We start from the raw sequence: 21,694 nt of genomic DNA on the forward strand, positions 1-21,694 counted from the left end.
CGGACGTACTGCCCGGCGGGCGCTCGGCGGTGGGCCGTTCCGGATGCGGTTCCCCCCGTTCCGGAAGCTCGGCTGCCCCGTGTCAGCCGCCTCCCCCGCATCCGCCCCCGCCGCCGCACGACGAGCCCCCGCCGCAGGACGAGCCCCCTCCGCAGGAGGAGGACCCGCCGCAGGAGGAGGACCCGCCGCAGGAGTGGCCCCCGTGGTGCCCGCCGTGGCCCCCCGACGAGCCGGAGTCACCGCCGCCGACCCACCAGCTGTTCGAACCGCTGTCGCTCGCGTAGGCGGCCGACGAGGACGCCGACGCCGACGACGCCGACGAGCGGTACCCGCGGCCCCGTCCGCCGCCCTTGCCGAGCGACAGCCGGGTCCTGCGCCGCTGACGGGTCCGGCTCGCCGCGATGATCACGACGACGGCCACCGCCAGGATGATGCCTTCGATCGCGTTGTCACTCATGGCGCCACCCTCCTTTCGTTCCCCCGAAGCGGCCCCCCGTGGGCGCCTCGCCCCGCACCGCTTCTCGCGCGGTGCCGGGGGGATGCCCGGCCCGGACGCGCCGCAAAGCAGAGTTGAGGAACTCCAGAGCTTGCGCGCAGGATGGCCGGCATGACCTCCAGCGCACGTCCTCACCTCAACCGCCGGCTCGCCGAGTTCGGGACGACGATCTTCGCCGAGATGTCGGCGCTCGCCGTGGCGACCGGGTCGATCAACCTGGGCCAGGGCTTCCCCGACACCGACGGCCCCGAGGAGATCCGGGAGGCCGCCGTACGGGCGCTGCGCGACGGCCGCGGCAACCAGTACCCGCCGGGCCCCGGCGTCCCCGAGCTGCGGACCGCGATCGCCGCCCACCAGCGGCGCCGCTACGGCCTGTCCTACGACCCCGACACCGAGGTGCTGGTCACGGCGGGCGCCACCGAGGCGATCGCGGCCGCGCTGCTGGCGCTGGTCGAGCCGGGGGACGAGGTGGTGGCCCTGGAGCCGTACTACGACTCCTACGCGGCGAGCATCGCGCTGGCGGGCGGCACCCGGGTGCCGGTCACCCTCCGGCCGCACGAGGGCGCCTTCCGCCTCGACCTGGACGAGCTGCGCGCCGCGGTCACCGACCGCACCCGGCTGCTGCTGGTCAACACCCCGCACAATCCGACCGGCACGGTCCTCACCCGGGAGGAGCTGGCCGCGATCGCCGGGCTGGCGGTGGAGCGGGACCTGCTGGTGGTGACCGACGAGGTCTACGAGCACCTGGTCTTCGACGGCGCCGGGCATCTGCCGCTGGCCTCGTTCCCCGGGATGCGCGAGCGCACGGTCTCGATCGGCTCGGCGGGCAAGACGTTCTCGTTCACCGGCTGGAAGGTCGGCTGGGTGACGGCCGCGCCGGAGCTGGTGAGCGCCGTCCGCTCGGTGAAGCAGTTCCTGACGTACGTCGCCTCGGGGCCCTTCCAGTACGCGGTGGCCGAGGCCCTGGCCCTGCCGGACTCCTACTTCGAGGAGTTCCGCGCCGGCATGCTGGCCCGCCGGGACATCCTGGCCGAGGGGCTGACGGCGGCGGGCTTCGAGGTGTTCCGGCCGGCCGGCACGTACTTCATCACCACCGACATCCGGCCGCTCGGCGAGAAGGACGGCTTCGCCTTCTGCCGGGCCCTGCCGGAGCGGGCGGGCGTGGTGGCCATCCCGAACGCGGTCTTCTACGACGACCGGGAGGCGGGGGCGCCGTTCGTGCGGTTCGCCTTCTGCAAGCGGGAGGAGGTCCTCCGCGAGGCCGCCGAGCGGCTGCGGCGCCTGTGAACCGGGTCCGGGGGCGGCGCCCCGGACCCGGCCGGGTCCGGGTTACTCCCCGTCGCCCTCGGGCTCCTCGGCGTCGTCGGCCCCGTCGCCCTCCGGCTCCAGGCCCAGCTGCTCGACCAGCCACTTGTCGAACTCGACCGCGGCCCGCACCCAGCTGACCGTGGAGGAGACGAAGTGGTTGATGTCGACGCCCGTGCCGATCAGCATCTGGGCCTCGCCGATCAGACGCACGGTGCCGTCGTCATGGGTGTGGGTGTACACCTTGGGCCACAGGGTGCGGCGGTTCCAGTCGTCGATCAACTCCAGCAGCTGCGGCTTGTCGTCGATCTTGTGCGGGCGGTCGTAGAAGGTCCGCACCGAGAAGATCTGCTGCTCGGCCTCCCCGCGGAACATGAAGTAGGTGCGGAACTGCTCCCACGGCGCGGCGAGGTCACCCTCCTCGTCGACGACGTACTTCAGCTCCATCTGGTCGAGAAGCTGCTTCACCAGGTCCTGATCCGGGAGGACGGGGCCCGCCGGTCCTTGCGGCTGCGGTTCGGGCTGGCCCCCGAAGTTCGGAATCGAGGACGGGTCGATGCTCACCGTGTACTTCCCTTCATGCGGATGCGGCCATCCTCCCCCAGGAGGGGCGGGTGATGGCAACCCCTGACCCGCCGGTCAGCCCTCAGCTGACAGCCGGCCGGCCACCGCCCCGCGGTCGGTCTTGCGGTGGGCGTCCGGCGGGAACGCGTCGAAGCGGGACGGACTCGCCCGTCCCGGCCCGCGGCCGGACCGCACGGGACGCCCGTGTGCGGGCCGGGGCAGAGGCAGGGGCTGCCCGGGGGGGGGGGGACAGGAGCGTATGGGTGATCCCGCCCCGGCCACCGCCCGCCACCCCGCCGCCCCGTCCAGGACCCGGGCGGCCCACCCGCGGACCCCGGCGTCAGCGACGCGGGCCGGACGGCAGTAGCCGAGGGAGGCCAGGAAAAGCAACGTATAAGTGATCCCGCCCCGGACACCGCCCGCCACCCCGCCGCCCCGTCCAGGGCCCGGGCGGCCCACCCGCGGACCCCGGCGTCGGCGACGCGGGCCCGGCGGCGGTGGCTGCTGAGCGAGGGCCTCAAGGACGAGGTGATCGCCCGCCGGCTGGGCGTCTCCCTGCGCACCTGCCGCAAGCACATCGCGGACCTGTTCCAGGAACTGGGCGCCGACAGCCGCTTCCAGGCGGGGTACCTGACCGCGGCCCGCGCCCTGCTGGCCGACCCGGCCTAGCGGGCCTGCCGGGGCCACCGCCCCGCCCAAAACGCGCGGCACCCCTTCCCGGCACGAGGACGGCCGGGGTGCCGGTGACCGCCGTACGTCACCGGCACCCCGGCCGTGTCGTCATGCCCCTCGCGCCCCCGCCCGGCGGCGGGGGCCCTCGCTCAGAGCGTCTTCCCGGTCGCCGGGCCGACCAGCAGGCCCTCGCCGGAACGGTCCACGCGGACCGTGTCGCCGTCCTTGACCTCGCCGGAGAGGATCTCCCGGGCGAGCCGGTCGCCGATGGCGCTCTGCACCAGGCGGCGCAGCGGCCGGGCGCCGTAGGCCGGGTCGTTGCCCTCCTCGGCGAGCCAGGCCAGCGCCTCCGGCGTGATCTCCAGGCTGAGCCGGCGCTCGGCCAGCCGCGCCGCGAGCCGGTCGATCTGGAGGCGGGCGATCCGGGCCAGCTCGTCCTTGTCCAGGGCCGAGAACACCACCAGGTCGTCGAGGCGGTTGAGGAACTCCGGCTTGAAGGAGGCCCGGACGACCTCCAGCACCTGCTCCCGCTTCTCCGTCTCGCCGAGGACCGGGTCGACCAGGTACTGGCTGCCCAGGTTGGAGGTGAGCACCAGGATGGTGTTGCGGAAGTCGACCGTACGGCCCTGGCCGTCCGTCAGCCGGCCGTCGTCCAGCACCTGGAGCAGGATGTCGAAGACCTCGGGGTGGGCCTTCTCCACCTCGTCCAGCAGCACCACGCTGTACGGGCGGCGGCGCACCGCCTCGGTCAGCTGGCCGCCCTCCTCGTAGCCGACGTAGCCGGGAGGGGCGCCGACCAGCCGGGCCACGCTGTGCTTCTCGCCGTACTCCGACATGTCGATGCGGACCATGGCCCGCTCGTCGTCGAAGAGGAAGTCCGCGAGCGCCTTGGCGAGTTCGGTCTTGCCGACACCGGTCGGACCGAGGAAGAGGAAGGACCCGGTGGGCCGGTCCGGGTCGGCGATCCCGGCCCGCGCCCGCCGCACGGCGTCGCTGACCGCCCGTACGGCCTCGGTCTGGCCGATGAGCCGCCGGCCCAGCTCGTCCTCCATGCGCAGCAGCTTCTGCGACTCGCCCTCCAGCAGCCGGCCGGCCGGGATCCCGGTCCAGGCGGCGACGACGTCGGCGATGTCGTCGGAGCCCACCTCCTCCTTGACCATCGTGTCCCGCGCGGCCTGCTCCTCGGCGGCGGAGGCGGCCTCCAGCTCCTTCTCCAGCTCGGGGATCTCGCCGTAGAGCAGCTTGGCCGCGGTGTCGAAGTCGCCGTCGCGCTGGGCGCGTTCGGCCTGGCCGCGCAGGTCGTCCAGCTTCTCCTTCAGCTCGCCGACCCGGTTGAGGGACTGCTTCTCCTTCTCCCAGCGGGCGGTGAGGCCGCGCAGCTCCTCCTCCTTGTCGGCGAGGTCGCGGCGCAGCTTCTCCAGCCGCTCGCGCGAGGCCGGATCGGTCTCCTTGCCGATCGCCAGCTCCTCCATCTTGAGCCGGTCGACGGCGCGCTGGAGCTCGTCGATCTCGACGGGGGACGAGTCGATCTCCATGCGCAGCCGCGAGGCGGCCTCGTCCACCAGGTCGATGGCCTTGTCGGGCAGGAAGCGGGAGGTGATGTAGCGGTCGGAGAGGGTCGCCGCGGCCACCAGCGCGCTGTCCGCGATCTGCACCTTGTGGTGGGCCTCGTAGCGGCCCTTGAGCCCGCGCAGGATGGCGATGGTGTCCTCGACGGTCGGCTCGGCGACCAGCACCTGCTGGAAGCGCCGCTCCAGCGCCGGGTCCTTCTCGATCCGCTCGCGGTACTCGTCCAGCGTGGTGGCGCCGACCATCCGCAGCTCGCCGCGGGCGAGCATGGGCTTGAGCATGTTGCCCGCGTCCATGGCGGAATCGCCGCCGGCACCGGCCCCCACGACGGTGTGCAGCTCGTCGATGAAGGTGATGATCTGCCCGTCGGAGTCCTTGATCTCGGCGAGGACGGCCTTGAGCCGCTCCTCGAACTCGCCGCGGTACTTGGCGCCGGCCACCATCGCGCCGAGGTCGAGCGAGACAAGCCGCTTGTCCTTCAGCGACTCGGGCACGTCGCCCTTCACGATCCGCTGGGCGAGCCCCTCCACGACGGCGGTCTTGCCGACGCCGGGCTCGCCGATGAGCACCGGGTTGTTCTTCGTCCTCCGGCTGAGCACCTGCACGACCCGCCGGATCTCCTGGTCCCGGCCGATGACCGGATCCAGCCGGCCCTCGCGGGCGGCGGCGGTGAAGTCGGTGCCGAACTTCTCCAGGGCCTTGTACTGGCCCTCGGGATCGGCGGTGGTCACGCGGCGTCCTCCCCTGGCCTTCCGGAAGGCCTCCAGCAGCTTCTTCGCCTCGGCGCCCTGCTCCTGGAGCAGCTCGCCGGCCGCGCCGCCCTGCGCGGCGACACCGATCAGCAGATGCTCGGTGGAGAGGTACTCGTCGCCGAGTTCCTGCGCCCGCCGGCCGGCGTCGGCGATCACGGCGAGCAGTTCCCGGTTGGGCTGGGGCGGCGCCACGGTGGACCCGGCCACGCTGGGCAGTGCGGCGAGGATCCGCTCCGCGCCGGCGCGCACGGCGGCCTGGTCGGCGCCCACGGCGGCCAGCAGGTCGGTGATGTTCTCGTTGTCCTGCCCCTGGAGCAGAGCAAGCAGCAGGTGGGCAGGGGTGAGGTCCGGGTGCCCCTCCGTCACGGCGCGCTTGCTCGCCGCGTTGATCGCGTCCCGGCTCCTGTTGGTCAGCTCGGCGTCCACGTCGTCCGTTCTCCTCCTCGGCCACACTCTCCAGCGCTGACCTCACCAGCGTACACAAAGTTGAGTCTATTCCGCTCAAGGTTCGGCGGGGAGCCTTCCGGCGCTAGGTTGCGGGCATGACGAGGCATTCCGTGGACCCGGCGTCCCCCGGCGAACCCTTCCTCGCGTTCTGGCGCGAGCGGCATCTGTGCACCCTGACGACCCTGCGCGCGGACGGCAGCCCGCATGTGGTGCCGGTGGGGGTGACGTACGACGCCGGGGCCCGGCTGGCCCGGGTGATCACCAGCGGGACGAGCACGAAGGCCCGGCACGTGGCGGCGGCGGGCGCCGAGGGCGCCCCGGTCGCGGTGTGCCAGGTGGACGGGCGGCGCTGGGCCACGCTGGAGGGGCGGGCGCGGGTGCGGACCGAGCCGGAGCGGGTGGCCGAGGCGGAGCGGCGGTACGCCGAGCGGTACGAGCGGTGGCCGCGGCCGAATCCCGCCCGTGTGGTGATCGAGATCGAGGTGCGCAGGGCGCTGGGGAACGGATGACGGGCCCGGCTGATTCACACCGGTTTCCAGCCACCGTGGAGTACCCCCATACTCCGAAATATCCCCGGAAACTGCAGCGGCGTCACCGTGTTCAGGTCACGGTGACGCCGCTGCGGGGGGAAGCACCTGAGCGATCTGTTACGACGGGGGAATCGCGTCAGGCACTGCGGGGGGTGGCCGAGATGGTCCTCAGATCGGAATCCGTCGGCTCGGACAGCCGATGGTCCCGCTGGTCCAGGTTCACAAAGATCATTCCGTACCGGATGGCACATCGCACCGGCTGCGGCGCCCCGCGCGGCTTGCGCAGGCACCGGTACGCCCGTACGTCGTCTTCCTCGTCCCGTGTCACGACGACCGGCTCGCCGAACACCGTCACCATCAACGAGTCACCGCTGTGGGGGATGGCGGTGACCAGGTCGATGAAGTGCCAGCCCGATCGGTACGCGGTGGCCATTTCCCGACGGAACGAGCGGTCGTCCGGAGGCGTCGTCATGTCAGGACCATTGCGTGTCGTCGGGGGTGGCCACCACGTCGCCGTCGCCAGCCCCGCCGGCCCGCACGATCGACCACTGGGTGTCGCCCGCCCGTGCATCGTCCTTCGCAGTGGAGAGGCCATTCAGCATGCCGAAGGCCGCAACGGCTGAGAAGGCGGCGACAAGCGCCGAGCGAAGCATTGTCTTACGCATAGTCGGCTTCGTCCTCACTTGAAGGTCCCCTCTTCCCCCGTCGGATTAGACGATGGCTCATTCAGGCACTCCATGACCACACAATCAGTGCATCATGTTCCTGCATGTTCAGGACCCTGGGGGGTGGAGATTTGACTACAAATCCGACAGACGCGACACATCCCCACACCCTCACCGAACTGTGCGAGGAAGGAAGGCGTCTCTACGCCAACGCGCTGCGCACCGGGCGCCTCGCCCGCGCGGACGCGGAGGCCGCTCCCTGCCTGATGGAGTTCGCGCTCCTGCACGCCGATCCCGATGACGCGGACTGGCTGCGCCCGGTTCCCCCCACGGTGGCCATGGCCCAGCGTCTGAACCCGCTGGAGCGCGAGATCTCCGAGCGCAGGCGCACCTCCATGGAGATCGCCGACATCTTCGAACCCTTCCTCTCGCTCACCGCCCAGGGCGCCGCCCCCACCCACTCGATCACCGTGCTGGAAGGGCTCGACCGCATCAACGGCGCCCTCGACCTGGCCACGGACCAGTGCCGCAACGAGGTGCTCACCGTCCAGCCGAGCGTCCGGCACCCCCAGCGCAGGGTCATCGAGGGCCTGGAGCGCGACCGGACGCTGATCGAGCGCGGCATCCGCATCCGCACGCTGTACCAGCACACGGCGCGGTACATCCCCGAACGACTGGCCTACGTCGACCAGTTCTCCAACGGCAAGGCCGAGTACCGCACCATCGACGAACTCGTCGAGCGCCTCATCATCTGCGACGAGACCGTCGCCTTCATCCCCATAAGGGACGACCGGCAGGTCGCCCTCGAACTGCGCCACCCCGGTCTCGTGTCGTACCTGATCAAGGTCTTCGAGTTCATGTGGAGCCGCGCGGTCCCGCTGCGCGCCGGCAGCCCCTACGAGACCGCCCCCGACGGCATCACCGACATCCAGCACTCCATCGCCAAGCTCCTGGTGGAGGGCCACGTCGACGAGGCCATCGCCCGCCGCCTCGGTATGAACGTCCGCACCTGCCGGGCCCATATCGCCCGGCTGGCCCAGGCGCTGGGCAGCGGCAGCCGCGCCCAGCTCGGCTATCTCATCGCCCAGTCCGGCATCCTCGACCGGGAGCACTGACCGGCCCGGCGCGGGGCCGTACGGCGCTCAGCGCACCGCGGGGGGCTCCTGCTCCGGGCCGGCGAGCGCCGCGGTCGGCGGGGGCGGCCGGTGCCCGTCCAGGCCGACCTGGGCGATGCGGACGCCCAGCTGGGTACGGCTGGCCGCGCCCAGCGTCTCCGACAGGCGGGCGATATGGGCCCGGCAGGTGCGCACGCTGATGCCGAGCCGCTCGGCGATCACCGCGTCCTGGTGGCCCTCGGCGAGCAGCGCGGCGATGGACTGCTCGCGGTGCGAGATGCCCTCGATGCCCGTGTCGGGCAGGGGCGCGGTGAGCGGGATCGCCAGGCGCCACAGGCGCTCGAAGACCGTCACCAGATACTCGACCAGGGCCGGGTGGCGCAGTTCGAGGGCCATCGTGCGGTCGGCGTTGGCGGGGATGAAGGCCACCGTGCGGTCGAAGAGGATCAGCCGGTCGATGACCTCGTCCAGGGTGCGGGCCTCCACCGTGTCGCCCATCAGCTCCAGGTAGTTGAGCAGGCCCTGGCCGTGCCGGGCCACATGCGTGTACAGGTCGCGCATGCGCACGCCCCGGCCGCGCAGCGCGAGGGCCCGGTGCAGCCCCTCCGTCAGCTCAGCCTCCCGGCGGATGCCGCCGGGCTGCACGGTGAGCACCTCGGTGGTGCACGCCTCGGTCGCCTCGTCCATCGCGGCCTGGATGCGGGAGAGCCCGTCCAGGACCCGGATGGCGCTGCCCTCGGCCGGTGCCGCCAGCGCGTTCAGCTGCCGTCCGAGGCCCGCGTACCACTCGAAGGCGGCCACCGCCGAGCCCACCCGCCGCTGGCTCTCGCTGACCTCGTCGTAGACCCCGCGCAGCAGCCGGGTCATGACCTCCTGCGGGGAGGTCGGCACCAGCCAGTCCATGTCGTCGGGATCCGGGTGCAGCAGGGCCAGCTCCAGCAGGCAGGGCACCGGACCTGCGTCCGTGCGCGGCACCCGGCCCCGGCGGACGGCACGGGAATACACCCGGTCCCCGGCCTCGCACAGCCGGTCGGCACCGTGAGGATGCTCCTCCGCCCCGCGCCCGGCCATCGCCCATTCCACCCCCGGTGTGCTGCCACTTCCGCAGCGCAACTATGCGCGGCGCCGACCGGGTCCGCAACACGGCTCACTTGAGGGTGACACTGGAAAACCCCCGGTATGCCCGGGTTTCGGCGACGGTCCGTCCTTCACCTCGCAGGAAGTCGGAGGCGTCGGCACAGGCGCCGCCCGGGCAGCGCTTTCCCAGGTCCGCCGGGCCTACTTCAGGCCGATGGCCGCGCAGGCCGCCTTGTACTTGGCGGTGCAGATGTCGCCGACGGAGTAGATGTCGTCCGCGACGACGGTGTCCTTGACGGTGTTCTTGGTCAGCGCCGTCACCTGGACCAGCTTGGACGGGATGTCCTTGGCGGTGGGGCTGTCCACCCGGTCCTGGGTGAGGGCGTCGAACTGGATGTCCTTGCCCTGGATCTTGGTGACGGCGATCTGCGCGGCGGCCTCGGCCTCGTCCGGGTAGGACTTGTACACGCTCATGTACTGCTCGCCGGCCACGATCCGCTGCACCGCGTCCAGTTCGGCGTCCTGGCCGGTGATCGGGGGCAGCGCGGTGACGCCGGCCGCCTTCAGGGCGTCGATGACGCCGCCGGCCATGCCGTCGTTGGCGGCGTAGACACCGGCGATGTTGCTCTTGCCGATCTCGGTGATCGCCTTGGCCATGTTGGCCTGGGCGTTCTCCGGCTTCCAGCCCTCGGTGTCGAAGCTCGCCGCGATCGTCACCTTGCCGTTCAGCTCGGAGAGCGCGCCCTCCTTGAACTGCTTGGCGTTCGGGTCGGTGGGCGAGCCGTTCATCATGACGATCTTGTCCGAGGTGTCCACGCCCGACCCCAGGGCCGACAGCAGGGAGCGGCCCTGCACCTCGCCGACGAGTTCGTTGTCGAAGGAGATGTACGCGTCGATCGGACCCTCGGCGAGCCGGTCGTAGGCGATGACCGGAATGCCCGCGTCCTTGGCCTTCTTCACCCCGTCGGCGACGGCGTGCGCGTCCACCGCGTCGAGCAGGATGACGTCGACCTTGCTGTCGATCATGTTCTGCAGCTGCTCGGCCTGCCGGGTGGCGCTCGCGTCGGCGTTGGCGTACTCGACCTTGCCCCGCTTGCGGGTGAGTTCGGCGACCTTGTCCCTGATGATGGGGTAGTCGAACTTCGCGTAGCGGGTGTTGGCCTTCTCGGGCAGCAACAGGCCCACGGTGATGTCGTTGCCCTTGGTCGGGCTCGCGCTCGCGCCGTCCCCCGCCGCGTTCAGCACACCGCAGCCGGCGAGCGAGAGGGTCATCGTGGACGCGGCCACGGACAGGACGATACGACGCATGCGGTGCTCACTTCAGGTGCGTTCCGGACGTGGGTGCTGCTATACGACCCAGGTGTCTGAAAAGACAACGCGGATGGCGTACCCGCCGTCAAGAAGAATCACTTAACGAGTGCGCAACACCACGCACAGCTGTATCTGTGAAGGCCACGCGAATCCCCCTTCAAAGGGCCTTTACGGACCCTCCATCCAGAGGAAGTTCATGGTTTTGCCAAGATCCGGGCAGTCACGCCCGCAGGGTGCGAGCCGTGCTCGCCGGTGGCCCCGGCCGCGCTCCGACTCGATCAGAGGACCGAACAATCCCAGCCACCGCGCGTACGGCTAAGGGGCCGGCGGGATCACTCCCGCCGGCCCCTTGGCCGTGCTGCCGTTGTGCTCAGTCCTGCTGCCTCCGCTTGGGCCGCCACACCACCAGGGCGCTGGTCTGCTGGACCTCCTGGTACGGGACCAGGTCGCGCCGGTAGGAGGCGTGCACGGCGGCCTCGCGCTGCTGCATCGCCGCCGCCGCGCCGTCCAGGGCCGCCTCCATCTCGGCGACCCGGGACTGGAGCGCGGCGACCTGGTTCTCCAGTTCGATGATCCGCTTGATGCCGGCCAGGTTGATGCCCTCGTCCTGCGACAGCGCCTGCACCTGGCGGAGCAGCTCGATGTCACGGGCCGAGTAGCGGCGGCCCCGGCCCGCGGTGCGGTCCGGGGAGACCAGGCCGAGGCGGTCGTACTGGCGCAGCGTCTGCGGGTGGAGTCCGGAGAGCTGGGCCGCCACCGAGATGACGTAGACCGGGGTCTCCTCGGTCAGTTCATACGGATTACGCCGACGGCCGTCCATCACCCTCAAGCTCCCTTCGCGGCCTCGAACAGCTCCGCCCGCGGATCCTCGTCCGCGGTCGCCTCGCGATACGCCTCCAGCGCGTCACGAGCCTTCCCCGACAGGTCCTGCGGGACACGCACCTCCACGGTGATCAGCAGATCGCCGCGGGTGCCGTCCTTGCGGACCGCGCCCTTGCCGCGCGCCCGCATGGTCCGGCCGTTCGGGGTGCCGGGCGGGAGCTTCAGGGTGACGGCGGGGCCGCCGAGCGTGGGCACGCGCACCTCGCCGCCGAGCGCCGCCTCGGCGAACGTCACCGGCACGGTGACGGTGAGGTTGTCGTCCTTGCGCCCGAACACCGGGTGCTCCCCGACGTGGACGACCACGTACAGGTCGCCTGCCGGGCCGCCCCGCTCGCCGGGTGCGCCCTTGCCGCGCAGCCGGATGCGCTGGCCGTCGGTCACCCCGGCGGGGATGCGGACCTGCATGGTCCGGGACGACTTCGCGCGCCCGCTGCCCTTGCACTCCAGACAGGGGTGCTCGGCGATCAGGCCGCGGCCCTTGCAGTCGGGGCAGGGGTCGGTGAGCGAGAAGCCGCCGCCCGAACCCCGCGCGACCTGGCCGGTGCCGACACAGGTCGGGCACACACGCGGTGTGCCGTTCTTGTCGCCGGTGCCCGAACATGCCTTGCAGGGCGCCTGGGAGGACATCCGCAGGGGCACCGTGGCGCCCTCGATGGCCTCCGTGAAGCTCAGCGTGACCTCGGACTCGACGTCCTGGCCGCGCCGGGGCTGGGTACGTGTGCCCGCGGCGGGACCGCCGCGGTTGAACAGGCCCCCGAAGACGTCACCGATTCCGCCGCCGAAGCCTCCGGACTGGGCGTTGCCTCCGAAGAGGTCGCCCAGGTCGAAGTTGAAGTTGCCGCCGGCCGCGCCCGGTCCGGGGCGGAAGCCTCCGTTGCCGAACAGCGCGCGCGCCTCGTCGTACTCCTTGCGCTTCTTGGGGTCGCCGAGGATGTCGTTCGCCTCGGAGATCTCCTTGAAGCGCTCCTCGGCCTTGGTGTTGCCCTTGTTGGCGTCCGGGTGGAACTCGCGGGCGAGCTTCCGGTACGCCTTCTTGATCTCGGCCTCGGTGGCGTCCTTGGGGACGCCGAGGACCTTGTAGTAGTCCTTCTCGATGAAGTCCTTGGTGCTCATCCCCGACGTCCCTCCTTCCGCTCGGTGTCTACGTCAGCCCTCCTCCGGGCCACCGTTCTCCTTGTCGTCGGCCGGCGTGTCCTCTTCGGCACCCTCGGCCTTGGCGGTCTGCGCGCCGGGCTGCGGTTCGGCGACGGCCACCCGCGCGGGGCGGATGGTGCGCTCGCCGATGCGGTACCCGGGCTGCAGGATCGCCACGCAGGTCGTCTCGGTGACGTCCGGCGCGTACGAGTGCATCAGGGCCTCGTGGATCGTCGGGTCGAAGGGCTCGCCCTCCTTGCCGAACTGCTGCAGGCCCATCTTGGCCGCCACGGTCTCCAGCGACTCGGCCACCGACTTGAAGCCGCCGACCAGTTCGCCGTGCTCCCGCGCGCGCCCGATGTCGTCGAGCACGGGCAGGAGCTCGGTCAGGAGGTTCGCGATGGCGATCTCCCGGACCGCGACCCGGTCGCGCTCGACGCGGCGGCGGTAGTTCTGGTACTCGGCCTGGAGCCGCTGGAGGTCCAGCGTGCGCTCGTTCAGCGCCGTGCGCACCTGGTCCAGCTGGGCCACCAGGCCCGCGTCTGCACTTACGTCCCCGGCCGGGGCCGCCCCCTCTTCGGGAGCGGCCTTCGGCTCGGCGTCATCGGGGGTCGCGCCGGAGGGGACGTCGGGCTTCTCCTCGAAGCCCGGGGTCTCCTCCGTCACGCGGCACCGTCCTTGCGCTCGTCGTCCACGATCTCGGCGTCGACGACATCGTCATCGGCCTTGGGCGCCTCGGCGTCGCCGGCCGCGGCCTGGGCGGACTGGGCGTCGGCGTACATGGCCTGGCCCAGCTTCTGCGAGACGGCGGCGACCTTCTCGGTGGCGGTGCGGATCTCGGCGGTGTCCTCGCCCTTGAGCTTCTCCTTCAGCTCGGCGACGGCGGCCTCGACCTCGGTCTTGATCTCGCCCGGGACCTTGTCCTCGTTGTCCTTGAGGAACTTCTCGGTCTGGTAGACGAGCTGCTCGCCCTGGTTGCGGGACTCGGCGGCCTCGCGGCGCTTGTGGTCCTCCTCCGCGTAGCGCTCGGCCTCCTCGCGCATGCGGTCGACCTCGTCCTTCGGCAGCGAGGAGCCGCCGGTGACGGTCATCTTCTGCTCCTTGCCCGTGCCCAGGTCCTTCGCGGTCACGTGCATGATGCCGTTGGCGTCGATGTCGAAGGCGACCTCGATCTGCGGGACACCGCGCGGGGCCGGCGGCAGACCGGTCAGCTCGAACATCCCGAGCTTCTTGTTGTACGCCGCGATCTCGCGCTCGCCCTGGTAGACCTGGATCTGCACCGACGGCTGGTTGTCCTCGGCCGTCGTGAAGATCTCGGAGCGCTTCGTCGGGATCGTGGTGTTGCGCTCGATCAGCTTGGTCATGATGCCGCCCTTGGTCTCGATACCGAGGGACAGCGGGGTGACGTCGAGCAGCAGGACGTCCTTGACCTCGCCCTTGAGGACACCGGCCTGGAGCGCGGCGCCGATGGCGACGACCTCGTCCGGGTTCACGCCCTTGTTGGCGTCCTTGCCGCCGGTCAGCTCCTTGACGAGCTCGGCGACGGCGGGCATGCGGGTGGAGCCGCCGACGAGGACGACGTGGTCGATCTCGCCCAGGGCGATACCGGCGTCCTTGATGACGTTGTGGAACGGCGTCTTGCAACGCTCCAGCAGGTCCGCGGTCAGCTGCTGGAACTGAGCGCGCGTCAGCTTCTCGTCCAGGTGCAGCGGGCCCTCGGCGGACGCGGTGATGTAGGGCAGGTTGATCGAGGTCTCGGTGGAGGAGGACAGCTCGATCTTGGCCTTCTCGGCGGCCTCGCGGAGGCGCTGGAGGGCCATCTTGTCCTTGGACAGGTCCACGCCGTGGCCGGACTGGAACTGCTTGACCAGGTAGTCGACGACGCGCTGGTCCCAGTCGTCACCACCGAGGTGGTTGTCACCGTTGGTGGCCTTCACCTCGACGACGCCGTCGCCGATCTCCAGCAGGGACACGTCGAAGGTGCCGCCGCCGAGGTCGAAGACGAGGATCGTCTGGTCGTCCTTGTCCAGGCCGTAGGCGAGCGCCGCCGCGGTGGGCTCGTTCACGATGCGCAGGACGTTCAGACCGGCGATCTCGCCGGCCTCCTTCGTCGCCTGGCGCTCGGAGTCGTTGAAGTAGGCCGGGACGGTGATGACCGCGTCCGTGACCTTCTCGCCCAGGTAGGCCTCGGCGTCCCGCTTGAGCTTCTGCAGGATGAAGGCGCTCATCTGCTGCGGGTTGAACTGCTTCCCGTCGAGCTCGATCTTCCAGTCCGTGCCCATGTGGCGCTTGACCGAGCGGATGGTCCGGTCCACGTTCGTGACCGCCTGGCGCTTGGCGACCTCGCCGACGAGCACTTCGCCGTTCTTGGCGAAGGCGACGACGGACGGCGTGGTCCTGGCGCCCTCGGCGTTGGTGATGACGGTGGGCTCGCCGCCCTCCAGAACGCTGACGACGGAGTTAGTCGTGCCCAGGTCGATGCCGACCGCACGTGCCATGGTTGATTCCTCCAGCTGACTTGAGTGGAACAGGCTCAAGTGTGCCCGAGGAGATCCGCCCGGTCAACAGACATGAGTCGTCTAGACTCAAGTCTTATCCGTTCCTTACGCGCAAGTGGCCGCTGACCTGCGTAGATGTCATATGGCGGGAGTGCTGGACAGAGTTTCGAAGGAGGACGAGCACCAGAACCACGAGGACCACCGCACCGGCCACCCAGAGCGCGGCCCCCTTCCCGGCCCATCCCGCGTGCACCAGCACCCCCACCGCCACCGAGGCGAAGGACGCGGCCCCCAGCACCACGACCGACCCCTGCGGGGTGAGCCCGAGCCGCCGCAGCCGGTGCGCGAGATGGTCCGGGCCCCGTCTGAGCAGCGGACGCCGGGCCAGCCCGCGGACGGCGACCACGAGCAGGGCGTCGGCCGCGGCCACGGCACCGAGGCAGAACACCACCGCCGCGCTCGGCCCGATGTCGTACCCCGCGCGCGTGAAGACGACCGCGGAGGACAGCACGAACCCGGTGAACAGCGATCCGCAGGCGCCGAGGCCGACCCGCGCGGGATGCCAGTTGTGCATCAGGAAGCCGGTGAGGGCGGCGGCGACCACGCTCAGCAGGACGGCGAGCCCGTCCATCACCTCGGCGGCGGCACAGGCCCCCGCGCCGAAGGCGGTGACCACCCCGACCGTCCCGGCCAGCCCGTCGGCGTGGTCGAGCCCCTTGAAGGCGAGGGTGGCGACGACGATCCAGCCGATGGCCAGCAGCCCGCCGGGCACGCCCGTCTCGTCGTACGGGACCACGCAGACCGCCGCGAGGGCCGTACCGGTGACGAGCACGCGCGGGCGCAGCCGCCACACGTCGGCCACCAGGCCGAGGCCCGCCACCACGACGGCGGCCACCAGCAGCCGGCCCACCCCCTGCCCGAGCGGGGCGACCCGGGTCCACTCCCCGACCCCGGCGACCAGACAGGTGACGGCCACGACGGCGAGACCGCCGAGCAGCGGCAGGGGCCGCTGCCGGCGCCGGTCGAGGATTCCGGCTCTCAGGGCGGGCAGCCGGAGCGCCGCCGCGAGCACGGCGGTGAGGAGGAGGGCGGCGGTGGCGGCTGCAATCCCGTAGAGCACGGCTCTAAGGTAGGGGCGAAAGTATCAAATGGGTACGAATAACACGATCGGATTGCCTGCGGAGCGACAACGGAGGTAACCCTCAGCGACCCAGATCACCCCGCACCCGGCTGCATCCCGAAGGAAGATGGGGGTAGTCTCAGACGGACTGCATAAGTTACCGCTTAGTAATGTCGCCCAGCTCAGTCAGCTAGTCAGACCGAGGCCGCCCCAGGAGCCCCAATGCAACTCGCCGCGATCATCGTGTCGCTGGTCCTGATCGTGGTCGGCGTGGCACTGTTCGGCCGCGCCCTCCTGCAGATCTTCAACTTCATGCGGCTGGGCCAGCCGGTGCCGGCCGGCACCCGGACCGACGACCCCGCACAGCGCACCATCACCGTGGCCCGGGAGTTCCTCGGCCACACCCGGATGAACCGCTGGGGCATCGTCGGCGTGGCGCACTGGTTCGTGGCGGTGGGCTTCTTCTCCCTGCTGCTGACGATCGTGAACGCGATCGGGCAGCTGTTCCAGGCGGACTGGCTGCTGCCGGTCATCGGCGAGTGGGCGCCGTACAACGTCTTCGTCGAGTTCATCGGCACGATGACGGTCCTCGGCATCCTCGTCCTCATCGTCATCCGCCAGCTGAGCAAGCCGAACAAGCCGGGCCGCAAGTCCCGCTTCGCCGGCTCCAACTTCGGCCAGGCGTACTTCGTCGAGACGGTCATCCTGATCGTCGGCGTCTGCATCTTCATGCTGCACGCGCTGGAGGGCGCCCAGCACCACGTGGATTCGTACGACGCCTCCTTCTTCATCTCCTACCCGGTGGTCTCCTGGCTGCGGGGCATGGACGTCTCCACGCTCCAGAACCTCACCTACTTCTTCGCCGGCCTGAAGATCGCGACCTCCTTCATCTGGATGATCACGGTCGCCCTGAAGACCGACATGGGCGTGGCCTGGCACCGCTTCCTCGCCTTCCCGAACATCTGGTTCAAGCGGAACGCGAAGGGCGAGACCTCGCTCGGCGCCCTGCTGCCGATGACCTCGGGCGGCAAGCCGATCGACTTCACCGACCCCGGTGACGACGACGTCTTCGGCGTCTCCCAGGTCGAGCAGTTCTCCTGGAAGGGCCTGCTGGACTTCTCGACCTGCACCGAGTGCGGTCGCTGCCAGTCGCAGTGCCCCGCCTGGAACACCGGCAAGCCGCTCTCCCCCAAGCTGCTGATCATGTCGCTGCGGGACAACGCCCACGCCAAGGCGCCCTACCTGCTCGCGGGTGGCGGCAAGACCATGGAGGGCGAGGAGAAGGCGTCCGAGGAGCAGCTGGCGGGCGTCCCCGCCGCCGCCCTCGCGGAGGCCGAGCGCCCGCTGATCGGCACCGCCGAGGAGAACGGCGTCATCGACCCGGACGTGCTGTGGTCCTGCACCACCTGCGGCGCCTGCGTCGAGCAGTGCCCGGTCGACATCGAGCACGTCGACCACATCGTCGACATGCGCCGCTACCAGGTGATGATCGAGTCCGCGTTCCCGTCCGAGGCGGGCACGATGCTCAAGAACCTGGAGAAGAAGGGCAACCCCTGGGGCCTGGCGAAGAAGCAGCGCCTGGAGTGGCTCAAGGAGGTCGACTTCGAGATCCCGGTCGTCGGCAAGGACATCGAGGACCTCACCGAGGTCGAGTACCTGTACTGGGTCGGCTGCGCCGGCGCCCTGGAGGACCGCGCCAAGAAGACCACCAAGGCCTTCGCCGAGCTGCTGCACATCGCGGGCGTCAAGTTCGCGATCATGGGCGGCGACGAGAAGTGCACCGGTGACTCCGCCCGCCGCCTCGGCAACGAGCCCCTGTTCCAGGAGCTCGGCATGGAGAACGTCATGGCGCTGAACATGGCGTTCGGCGAGGAGACGGACGACGAGGGCAAGGTCACCGAGGAGTCCCGCAAGCCGAAGTCGGCCAAGAAGATCGTCGCCACCTGCCCGCACTGCCTCAACACGCTCGGCAACGAGTACCCGCAGCTCGGCGGCGACTACGAGGTCATCCACCACACCCAGCTGCTCCAGCACCTGGTGGACGAGGGCAAGCTGGTCCCGGTCACCCCGGTCGAGGGCATCATCACCTACCACGACCCGTGCTACCTGGGCCGCCACAACAAGATCTACACGCCCCCGCGCGAGATCATCGCCAGCGTCCCCGGCATCCGCAACGAGGAGATGCACCGCCACAAGGAGCGCGGCTTCTGCTGCGGCGCCGGCGGCGCCCGGATGTGGATGGAGGAGCGGATCGGCAAGCGCATCAACAACGAGCGCGTCGACGAGGCCCTTTCGCTGAACCCGGACATCGTCTCGACGGCCTGCCCCTTCTGCCTCGTCATGCTGACCGACTCGGTCAACGGCAAGAAGAACGACGGCAAGGCCAAGGAGTCCATCCAGGTCGTGGACGTCGCCCAGCTGCTCCTCGACTCCGTCAGGACGCCGGTCGACCCGGCCGGCGAACCGGAGCACGAGAGCGAGCCGGAGCCCGAGCCGGTGAAGTGACCCCCCGCTGAAAGACCCGACGGCGCCCCCTGACCCGCACAGGCAGGGGGCGCCGCCGTGTCCGCGGCAGGTCAGGCGCCCTTCGGCCCCGCCTGCTGCACCACGTCGAAGGACCACAGGGTGGAGCCGGAGGCCGCGGGCTTCGGCCGCTCGCCGCCGCCCTCGCCACCGCCCTCGCCACCGCCCTGGTGCGCGGACTTCATCGGCCCCTCCATCCACGCCTGGAAGGACTCCTCGTCACGCCAGCGCGTGTACACGAGGTACTGGTCGGTGCCCTCGACGGGGCGCAGCAGCTCGAACCACTCGAAGCCGTCGGAGTTCTCCACCGCGTGGGCCCGCGAGGCGAACCGCTTCTCCAGCGTCTCCCGCTGCTCGGCGGGGACGGTCAGCACGTTGATCTTCACTACGCTCATGGACCCATCCTGTCCCATGCGGCGGCCGGTGCCGCACGGCACTCCCGGCCCTTGCGCCGGCAAGGGGCGGGCCGGGGTACGGCGGCCCTGGCGACATCCCCGGCCCGCGGTGCCGCGGCCGTCCGGTTCCCCCTCGGACGGCACAGTCGGCGGCCCCGCGTGCGGGTGGGCGGCGATGTCGCTCCGGTGCCGCCCCGGCCGCCGTCGGACCGACGGCCGGGGCGGCCCGGCATCAGGATCGCGCCTGCTCCTCGGCCTCGCCCTCAGGCGACACCCCGGCCGTACCCACCCGTAGCTGCTCGGTGATCTGGACGAACGCGGCGCGCAGGTGTTCCGGGATCCCCAGGGCCGCCGCCGCCTGCTCGGCGGAGAGGGCCGCGGCCGGTGACGGCACGGCGGGCGGGGCGGGCGCCTGGGGCAGGTCCTCCTCCGTCAGCTTGCCGGACCGGATCAGGACGTCCCGGACGGGGACGCCGAGGGCTCGGGCGAGCCCCCGCATGGTGTCCAGGTCCGGCATGCTCTGTCGTTGCAGCAGCCGGGTGACGGCCGCCCGGTGCACGCCCGCGTCCTCGGCGAGCTTGGTCTTGCCGCCGCCACGCGGGCTGTCGATGTCGTAGCCGCGCGCCCGCATCACGTCTTCGACCCAGCCGGCGAAATCCTCGATGTGCTCGGCATCGCTCTTCATCTGTGGTGCTCCCCTGTTCTTCGCTTCCCCCGCGCCCCACTCTAGCGTTCGCGCGCACACGAAATATGTGGGTGCGCGCACGCACAGCGGTAAGGATTCCGTGAAAGGACAGGCGCGTCGACCTCGTCCGCCGAACCGGCCAGCAGTGTCATATTCCATTGCGCGCGCCCACGCAACATGGGACACTGTGTGCGCGCACGCAACAAGTGATCCCGGTAAGCCCGCCGGTGTGGCCTTCCCGGCCGCCCTGCCCGTCGGCCTCCTGTGCCGACCCGCCCGCCGACAGCGCCTCACCGCCCCACCGCCGACAGCGTCCCACCGTCGACAACACCCGCCGCCAAGCGATCGGAGTGCCCTTCCATGAGTTTCGACCCCGCCCGTCAGGACACCGCACGCGCCGCCCGCTGGATCGACATCCTCGCCCGCCAGTTCCCCGATCTGCTGGCGGAGCTGGCCCCGGGCGGTGGTCGAGCCGGCCTCTTGGCCGGCCGCTCCCGTGGCGCCGGCGGCGGCGCGGGAGCGGCCCCGATCCGGCTCCACGTCTCCGACGCCCTGCGGGACATCACCGACGGCGTGACCGAACTGGAGGAGGCGGTACGGGACAAGCTGGGGCTCGGTCGCGCGCCGCGCGCCGACGTGCCGGAGCGGCTGCGCCGCATCGCCGGGCTGCTGGACCGGGTCGCCGACCACCCCGCCCTCGCCCGCCACGTCCTGGACGAGTGCCGGCGCATGGCCCGCCGCGGCGGCCGCACCCTCGGCACGCCGGAGGCGATGGTCCGTGTCGACGGCCGCTGCCCGTGGTGCGACTCGGTCTCCCTGCGCGCGCTGCCCGCCGCGCGGACCGTCCTGTGTATCAACCCCGGCTGCCGGTGCGCGGATCCGGGGTGCGCGTGCGCCGACGACCCGGGCCACCGGCACAGCTGGGCGGAGTCCGCGTGGGAGCGACTCGCCCGGGAGTCCGGCGCGGATCCCGCCGCGATCACCGCGGCGGTCGACGCCGCCGAGGCGGCGGAAGGGGCCTCCCGATGAGCCTTACGCCGAGCCGGCTGGTGCCCGCGGGGCCGACCCTGATGACCGGCCCCGCGGCCGCGGCGGAAGCGGGGGTCACGGCCGCGACCGTGCGCAAGTGGGTGCAGCTGGGCCGGCTGACCGCGGTCGGCAAGCAGGGCCGGGCCCACCTCTTCCGCCTGGAGGACGTCTTCGCCGCCGAGCGGGCCGCGCGGGGGCGGCCCGGTCCCGGATGACCGCGCCTTCCGTCCGATCGCCCCTTCGCACCCTGTGGCGCGAAGGGGCGATCCGCGTTCCCGCCGGCGCCGCGACTCCCCCGGAAATTCGGTGTTGCGCACGCGCTCGCAACATGTCACAGTTGGTGCAGCGGCGGAGCTGTGCCCGGCGCCGGAAACGGACCCGAACACCGGCCCGCCGCTTCGTCGTAGCCACCCCCTCCGCGAAGGGAGGCCCTCCCGTGGCCGATCCGACGGTCACCTTCCCCGACGTCGAACGACTCGTCGTCGACTACCTGAAGACCCGCGCCGAACTCGCCACCGCCACCGTGGACAACGTCCCACCGGGCGGTTTCGACGGCACCCAGCAGGTCGTCCTGGTCTCCCGCTCCGGCGGGGCCTGGATCGACGACCAGCGTCTCGACCAGCCGCTGGTGGACTTCGAGGTCTATGGCCCCGACAAGACCACCGCGCACACACTCGCCCTGAAGGTCCGCTCGGCAGTCCTCACGCTGCGCGGCACCCTCTACGGCACGGCGCGCGTCACCGACGTCGTCGAGGCCGACGGCCCGCGCTGGCTGCCCGACTGGAACCGGTCGGCGGCCAACCGCTACTACTCCACGGTCCGGCTGCTCATCCACACGGCCTGAGCGCCGCCCCCGAACAGGCCCTGCCCGCCTTCCCGTGAACGGCAGGGCCTTCGCGCTGTCCGGATACCTCCCGGTGCCGGG

General features: G+C 71.2%; 22 protein-coding genes. 8 read left to right on the plus strand and 14 right to left on the minus strand.

The features are described from left to right. Positions 1–82 precede the first annotated feature (82 nt). Positions 83–457: a hypothetical protein gene (locus ACF073_RS21555; RefSeq protein ID WP_392072244.1), complete on the minus strand. Its 375-nt coding sequence runs from the start codon at positions 455–457 to the stop codon at positions 83–85. Positions 458–598: 141 nt separating this feature from the next. Between ACF073_RS21555 and ACF073_RS21560 the strand changes: the two genes are divergently transcribed. Further along, entirely contained in the window at positions 599–1,783 is a 1,185-nt protein-coding gene (locus ACF073_RS21560) for a pyridoxal phosphate-dependent aminotransferase (RefSeq protein ID WP_392072246.1), read from the plus strand. 42 nt (positions 1,784–1,825) lie between these two features. Here the strand turns inward: ACF073_RS21560 and ACF073_RS21565 are convergent, their stop codons facing one another. Then, a complete protein-coding gene (locus ACF073_RS21565; RefSeq protein ID WP_392072248.1) occupies positions 1,826–2,365 on the minus strand; it encodes a YbjN domain-containing protein in 540 nt (179 codons plus the stop codon). Positions 2,366–2,893: 528 nt separating this feature from the next. On the opposite strand from ACF073_RS21565, the gene ACF073_RS21570 reads away from it, so the two are divergent. Next, positions 2,894–3,034 (plus strand): hypothetical protein, encoded by a 141-nt coding sequence (locus ACF073_RS21570; RefSeq protein WP_392072250.1) that lies wholly within the window; start codon positions 2,894–2,896, stop codon positions 3,032–3,034. 152 nt (positions 3,035–3,186) lie between these two features. On the opposite strand, the gene clpB is transcribed toward ACF073_RS21570, so the two are convergent. Then, positions 3,187–5,784 carry an ATP-dependent chaperone ClpB gene (gene clpB / locus ACF073_RS21575; RefSeq protein ID WP_392072252.1) on the minus strand — a complete coding sequence of 866 codons (2,598 nt, stop codon included), beginning with the start codon at positions 5,782–5,784 and terminating at the stop codon, positions 3,187–3,189. Between the two features lie 116 nt (positions 5,785–5,900). Here clpB and ACF073_RS21580 point away from each other — a divergent pair, with 116 nt between their 5' ends. Next, entirely contained in the window at positions 5,901–6,314 is a 414-nt protein-coding gene (locus tag ACF073_RS21580) for a pyridoxamine 5'-phosphate oxidase family protein (protein WP_392072254.1), read from the plus strand. 157 nt (positions 6,315–6,471) lie between these two features. Here ACF073_RS21580 and ACF073_RS21585 read toward each other — a convergent pair whose 3' ends face one another. Both ACF073_RS21585 and ACF073_RS21590 read right to left on the minus strand, forming a co-directional pair. Then, positions 6,472–6,807, minus strand: coding sequence for a hypothetical protein (locus ACF073_RS21585; protein WP_392072256.1), 336 nt, complete (start codon positions 6,805–6,807; stop codon positions 6,472–6,474). Position 6,808: 1 nt separating this feature from the next. Next, complete coding sequence (locus tag ACF073_RS21590) at positions 6,809–7,000, minus strand: hypothetical protein (protein WP_392072258.1); 192 nt, start codon at positions 6,998–7,000, stop codon at positions 6,809–6,811. Positions 7,001–7,104: 104 nt separating this feature from the next. Between ACF073_RS21590 and ACF073_RS21595 the strand changes: the two genes are divergently transcribed. Continuing rightward, positions 7,105–8,115 (plus strand): helix-turn-helix transcriptional regulator, encoded by a 1,011-nt coding sequence (locus tag ACF073_RS21595; RefSeq protein WP_392072260.1) that lies wholly within the window; start codon positions 7,105–7,107, stop codon positions 8,113–8,115. 27 nt (positions 8,116–8,142) lie between these two features. Here the strand turns inward: ACF073_RS21595 and ACF073_RS21600 are convergent, their stop codons facing one another. The 7 genes from ACF073_RS21600 to ACF073_RS21630 all read right to left on the minus strand — a co-directional run bounded on the left by ACF073_RS21600 (position 8,143) and on the right by ACF073_RS21630 (position 16,137). Continuing rightward, entirely contained in the window at positions 8,143–9,186 is a 1,044-nt protein-coding gene (locus ACF073_RS21600) for a LuxR C-terminal-related transcriptional regulator (protein WP_392072261.1), read from the minus strand. A gap of 207 nt (positions 9,187–9,393) precedes the next feature. Beyond that, positions 9,394–10,500 carry a sugar ABC transporter substrate-binding protein gene (locus tag ACF073_RS21605; protein ID WP_392072263.1) on the minus strand — a complete coding sequence of 369 codons (1,107 nt, stop codon included), beginning with the start codon at positions 10,498–10,500 and terminating at the stop codon, positions 9,394–9,396. Between the two features lie 373 nt (positions 10,501–10,873). Next, complete coding sequence (locus ACF073_RS21610; RefSeq protein WP_392072265.1) at positions 10,874–11,323, minus strand: heat shock protein transcriptional repressor HspR; 450 nt, start codon at positions 11,321–11,323, stop codon at positions 10,874–10,876. Positions 11,324–11,328: 5 nt separating this feature from the next. Continuing rightward, positions 11,329–12,498: a molecular chaperone DnaJ gene (dnaJ, locus tag ACF073_RS21615; protein WP_392072267.1), complete on the minus strand. Its 1,170-nt coding sequence runs from the start codon at positions 12,496–12,498 to the stop codon at positions 11,329–11,331. A gap of 33 nt (positions 12,499–12,531) precedes the next feature. Then, a complete protein-coding gene (gene grpE / locus ACF073_RS21620) occupies positions 12,532–13,185 on the minus strand; it encodes a nucleotide exchange factor GrpE (protein WP_392072268.1) in 654 nt (217 codons plus the stop codon). Then, positions 13,182–15,017 carry a molecular chaperone DnaK gene (dnaK, locus tag ACF073_RS21625; protein WP_392072271.1) on the minus strand — a complete coding sequence of 612 codons (1,836 nt, stop codon included), beginning with the start codon at positions 15,015–15,017 and terminating at the stop codon, positions 13,182–13,184. Before dnaK ends, grpE begins: the two co-directional genes overlap by 4 nt. Before the next feature lie 94 nt (positions 15,018–15,111). Further along, positions 15,112–16,137 (minus strand): MraY family glycosyltransferase, encoded by a 1,026-nt coding sequence (locus ACF073_RS21630; RefSeq protein WP_392072273.1) that lies wholly within the window; start codon positions 16,135–16,137, stop codon positions 15,112–15,114. 222 nt (positions 16,138–16,359) lie between these two features. On the opposite strand from ACF073_RS21630, the gene ACF073_RS21635 reads away from it, so the two are divergent. Beyond that, entirely contained in the window at positions 16,360–18,642 is a 2,283-nt protein-coding gene (locus tag ACF073_RS21635; RefSeq protein WP_392072275.1) for a (Fe-S)-binding protein, read from the plus strand. Positions 18,643–18,713: 71 nt separating this feature from the next. Here ACF073_RS21635 and ACF073_RS21640 read toward each other — a convergent pair whose 3' ends face one another. Next, entirely contained in the window at positions 18,714–19,055 is a 342-nt protein-coding gene (locus tag ACF073_RS21640; protein WP_392072277.1) for an antibiotic biosynthesis monooxygenase family protein, read from the minus strand. Between the two features lie 232 nt (positions 19,056–19,287). Continuing rightward, complete coding sequence (locus tag ACF073_RS21645) at positions 19,288–19,740, minus strand: helix-turn-helix domain-containing protein (protein ID WP_053708007.1); 453 nt, start codon at positions 19,738–19,740, stop codon at positions 19,288–19,290. A 360-nt stretch (positions 19,741–20,100) separates the two neighbouring features. Between ACF073_RS21645 and ACF073_RS21650 the strand changes: the two genes are divergently transcribed. From ACF073_RS21650 to ACF073_RS21660, 3 genes are all read left to right on the plus strand, one after another. Then, the gene (locus tag ACF073_RS21650) at positions 20,101–20,769 is read left to right on the plus strand and encodes a hypothetical protein (protein ID WP_392072279.1); all 669 of its coding nucleotides are present in this window, start codon (positions 20,101–20,103) and stop codon (positions 20,767–20,769) included. Then, positions 20,766–20,984: a hypothetical protein gene (locus ACF073_RS21655; RefSeq protein WP_392072281.1), complete on the plus strand. Its 219-nt coding sequence runs from the start codon at positions 20,766–20,768 to the stop codon at positions 20,982–20,984. Before ACF073_RS21650 ends, ACF073_RS21655 begins: the two co-directional genes overlap by 4 nt. Before the next feature lie 221 nt (positions 20,985–21,205). After that, positions 21,206–21,613: a hypothetical protein gene (locus ACF073_RS21660; RefSeq protein ID WP_030342365.1), complete on the plus strand. Its 408-nt coding sequence runs from the start codon at positions 21,206–21,208 to the stop codon at positions 21,611–21,613. The last annotated feature ends 81 nt before the right edge of the window (positions 21,614–21,694 follow it).

Origin of the sequence: Streptomyces sp. NPDC015171 (assembly GCF_043079545.1) — a bacterium.
Taxonomy (GTDB): Bacteria; Actinomycetota; Actinomycetes; order Streptomycetales; family Streptomycetaceae; genus Streptomyces.

Coding starts and splice junctions, on each gene's coding strand:
- ACF073_RS21555 (WP_392072244.1), bottom strand. CDS start 457: ATGAGTGACAACGCGATCGAAGGCATCATCCTGGCGGTGGCCGTCGTC.
- ACF073_RS21560 (WP_392072246.1), top strand. CDS start 599: ATGGCCGGCATGACCTCCAGCGCACGTCCTCACCTCAACCGCCGGCTC.
- ACF073_RS21580 (WP_392072254.1), top strand. CDS start 5,901: ATGACGAGGCATTCCGTGGACCCGGCGTCCCCCGGCGAACCCTTCCTC.
- ACF073_RS21585 (WP_392072256.1), bottom strand. CDS start 6,807: ATGACGACGCCTCCGGACGACCGCTCGTTCCGTCGGGAAATGGCCACC.
- ACF073_RS21590 (WP_392072258.1), bottom strand. CDS start 7,000: ATGCGTAAGACAATGCTTCGCTCGGCGCTTGTCGCCGCCTTCTCAGCC.
- ACF073_RS21595 (WP_392072260.1), top strand. CDS start 7,105: ATGTTCAGGACCCTGGGGGGTGGAGATTTGACTACAAATCCGACAGAC.
- ACF073_RS21600 (WP_392072261.1), bottom strand. CDS start 9,186: ATGGCCGGGCGCGGGGCGGAGGAGCATCCTCACGGTGCCGACCGGCTG.
- ACF073_RS21605 (WP_392072263.1), bottom strand. CDS start 10,500: ATGCGTCGTATCGTCCTGTCCGTGGCCGCGTCCACGATGACCCTCTCG.
- ACF073_RS21610 (WP_392072265.1), bottom strand. CDS start 11,323: ATGGACGGCCGTCGGCGTAATCCGTATGAACTGACCGAGGAGACCCCG.
- dnaJ (WP_392072267.1), bottom strand. CDS start 12,498: ATGAGCACCAAGGACTTCATCGAGAAGGACTACTACAAGGTCCTCGGC.
- dnaK (WP_392072271.1), bottom strand. CDS start 15,017: ATGGCACGTGCGGTCGGCATCGACCTGGGCACGACTAACTCCGTCGTC.
- ACF073_RS21635 (WP_392072275.1), top strand. CDS start 16,360: ATGCAACTCGCCGCGATCATCGTGTCGCTGGTCCTGATCGTGGTCGGC.
- ACF073_RS21640 (WP_392072277.1), bottom strand. CDS start 19,055: ATGAGCGTAGTGAAGATCAACGTGCTGACCGTCCCCGCCGAGCAGCGG.
- ACF073_RS21645 (WP_053708007.1), bottom strand. CDS start 19,740: ATGAAGAGCGATGCCGAGCACATCGAGGATTTCGCCGGCTGGGTCGAA.
- ACF073_RS21650 (WP_392072279.1), top strand. CDS start 20,101: ATGAGTTTCGACCCCGCCCGTCAGGACACCGCACGCGCCGCCCGCTGG.
- ACF073_RS21655 (WP_392072281.1), top strand. CDS start 20,766: ATGAGCCTTACGCCGAGCCGGCTGGTGCCCGCGGGGCCGACCCTGATG.